This window comes from Stenotrophomonas maltophilia group sp. RNC7 (genome assembly GCF_030910085.1).
In the GTDB taxonomy this organism is placed as follows: Bacteria; Pseudomonadota; Gammaproteobacteria; order Xanthomonadales; family Xanthomonadaceae; genus Stenotrophomonas; species Stenotrophomonas sepilia.
The window spans coordinates 1-3,201 of the sequence record NZ_JAVFVN010000779.1 but is presented as its reverse complement, the minus strand read 5'-3'; the positions used below and the strand labels follow the sequence as shown (position 1 = coordinate 3,201).

The 3,201-nt window shown below is 30.0% G+C and carries 3 protein-coding genes; 1 reads left to right on the top strand and 2 read right to left on the bottom strand.

Annotated features, from left to right (window positions below):
• Window positions 1–158 precede the first annotated feature (158 nt).
• Window positions 159–1,157: a hypothetical protein gene (locus RCF13_RS18435; protein WP_088106409.1), complete on the bottom strand. Its 999-nt coding sequence runs from the start codon at window positions 1,155–1,157 to the stop codon at window positions 159–161.
• Window positions 1,158–1,341: 184 nt separating this feature from the next.
• Window positions 1,342–1,740: a nuclear transport factor 2 family protein gene (locus tag RCF13_RS18430; protein WP_088106410.1), complete on the bottom strand. Its 399-nt coding sequence runs from the start codon at window positions 1,738–1,740 to the stop codon at window positions 1,342–1,344.
• Between the two features lie 335 nt (window positions 1,741–2,075).
• On the opposite strand from RCF13_RS18430, the gene RCF13_RS18425 reads away from it, so the two are divergent.
• Window positions 2,076–2,438 (top strand): hypothetical protein, encoded by a 363-nt coding sequence (locus RCF13_RS18425; protein ID WP_088106411.1) that lies wholly within the window; start codon window positions 2,076–2,078, stop codon window positions 2,436–2,438.
• Window positions 2,439–3,201 lie beyond the last annotated feature (763 nt).

Here is a 3,201-nt window from a genome sequence, read left to right as displayed (position 1 = left end):
AATCAAGTCGCCCCAAAAACAAAAAATTCACTTCTTATCTGAAAAGAGATAAGAAGTGAATTTTTTCAAATGCTACTAATAATGTGATCTTATGTATTTAATAAAAGGGCACCCTAGTAGTACCTTTTTATATAGCTTATATGTTTAATCAAATCATATTAAATGTACATAGAGTAGTCTTCAAAATTCCAGAAAAAGTCAATATTCATTTTCATTTTTAGGCTAGGGTTATCTTTAAAATGCCAGATTAGATCTTCTGTTATTTTTTCTACCTTCTCCCTTTCTACCTGTGATATATCATAATATTCTACTTCTCCATATCTCGCCTTATAGAAAGCTACTTTCTTTATGTTTAAATCCTTATAAGGAAAAGGCATACCTATTTCTGCAAACCGTGACGATATGTTATTTAAACAATAATATCCAATTAATTGCGCAACTTCATCCCATGCATAACCTGACTTTTTGGTGGTTTTAAAATCATATAACACCCCATCAATGATTATGTCTGCATCAGCTCCGTTAACCATAAGAGAAGCTACACCGCAATTAGGATTATATATCACTTCACTTTCTGAGGATATAACTTTAGGTATAAGGAATTTATCTTGGAATACCGAGCACATATCTGCTAATTCTCTTATTACATCTTCAGGCTGTTTAGAAAAGAAACGTTTCTTTTCCTCATTAGCAAGTTTGCGCCCACTTCGATAAACATTTTCTAATTTAGCAAAGAAGCATGCTACTGGAATCATCTTGTTAATATCTTCTTCTCCAGCAATATACAATTCAAACAAGCTCATACCTTTTTCATAAACAATCTGCAACTTATCTAAGGGGATTAATGCATCTTCCTTATAAAATCGTTCCATTACCTCATAACCATCTGTTGCTTTTAAATTATTTAGAAATTCTTTTTGGTTGCTTTTAACGATTCTAGCGATCATCAATCTAGCCAAGTAATCAAATGCAGTACCAACTAGCGCTGCATTTTTAAAATTAACTAAATTAAATGGTACGACCATCTTATAATCATTAGCGAAAGCGGGATGGCCAGACAAAGTATAGAACTCATTTGCTTTGGGGATGAGTTCATTCAAGATGGATTGAAACTTTCTATCTGTTTCATTATTGCTTTTAAGCACCTTAGTTAACACACAATCACCTCGTTTGTTTAATTATAATATCACTATTATATAATGATAATAAATAAAATGGATTATATAATTTGTTTATTACACTTTAAGAACGGTAACGTCAACCGTATCAGAAATGGACACGACCTTTGGTAGTAAGAATTTCACTACTTCATATTCAGGAATCCCAATTTTCAGCTCATTATTAAACTACTGAATTTACTTCCCAATATAATTTTTCTATTTTACCATCCATAAAATGAAATTTCATAATTCCAGTTTCTTTTTTATTTCGATTTTCTGGGGTGAATGTTATAAATTCGTCTGTATAAGTTAAGTATCCAGTATATTCAACAAATATACAATCTTCCTTTTCAATTAGATTATTGATAACCCATCTATTAGGGTGAATCATATGCAAGTAAAACGCCATGGATTCTTCAAATTCTTCCCTATTCACAATATTAGATTTTTTTATACCATTATTTATAGAATGAAAGGTAAAATGTGTAGTTATAAGTTCTTCTAATATATTGAAATTGTGTTGAGTAAGGAATTCATTAAACCAAGTTTTAATAATTCCTTGTTTTTCTATGATGTTCATAAGTGCCTCCATAAAATAAAAAAATAGAAAGAAGTGGGGTATGCGATTAAATAGGGCTTATACCCCCTATGAAGAAAGAGCAATAGACTCTTAAGAGTTTTCTCTTTCTCAATTATTTGCAGGAGTTCTTCTATTCTTTTCTTTCTTAGTTGTTTTTGTTCAATTTCATTAGGATTTTCTATTTCAGTAAGAAATCAGTATACCATCCTATATAAAAAATAGTGAACTACAATTATAATTATTATATTCCATAAAGAAACATAAATTAGAGCTAAAAAAGCTTCAAAACGATAAGTGATATAAAGGTTAATAATGTATACCGGAGGACTAATTGAATGAGTAATATTAATAAAATTGCAGGTGAAAATATAAGAGTATTCATTGAATCTAGAGAGTTAAAGAATTCATGGGTAATGGAAAGAGCTGGAATTGGCGAAAATGCTTTTTATGATATGTTGAACGGCAAGGGTAACATAGAAGAGCATATAAAGAAGCTAAGTGATTTCTTTAAAATAGACGATCCTATGTACTTTTATAAAACTGATTATGACTATAACAAACCCAAGAGTATATTGAGTCGTAAAGAAATGGCTCTGAATCTAGTTGGTGGCGAAGACAATCAAGAACTGAACGAGGGGATTGAAGTATTCCTTGAGCTCGTAGAATTAATTGATGTTTTGAAGGTCGCACAGGAGTAAAGACAGAGAGGTAATTAATCCTCTCTGTTTTATTGTATTTGTTACATTAGTAATAATAGTGCTAAACATCTATAAAGTTCAGACACTTCTTTTACTGTGTATTCCTTCAAAGATTTCCCTCTAAACCGAACTGATTATATCTTCTTGTTTTACTGAAACTTTTTATTGTTGTAAAGTGTTCCCTTTTTAAGGTTGTTTTAATAAATGAGGTCTTTTAGACGGTCTAATAAACAAAAAGTACACCACTTTTATATAAGTGATGTACTAAATTTTCATTTAATGTCAGACATTAAAGACAAACTTCTACTTTTTCAGTAATAAGGTACATACACTTGTCTTTAATTTTACAAAGTAGCATCTTAATTATGTGAAATGAATTTATTGGAGGTCTTTTGTTATTTTAATATGTCCCTAAAATTCTAAATTGTGTATTTTTATATTGTTTTTATATTAAAGTCTCTAATAATGATGTGGAAAATACAAAGGGGAAATTCCTTTCAATTGACAGAGTAATTTAAACAAGAATTTAATAAATTTTTCACTCATCCTACTTTATGGTAAGTTTATTAAAGACATAATCTATTTAATAGTGTGCTTTAAACTGAAGGGGAGATATATATAATGTTTTACAATGAACCTTTATCACATAGAATGAGACCGCGAACAATCGATGAAGTAGTTGGACAAGATGATGTAATAGGCCCCAAAACAGCCTTATATCGTATGCTTCAAAATGGACATATCCCATCCCTTCTTTTCTATG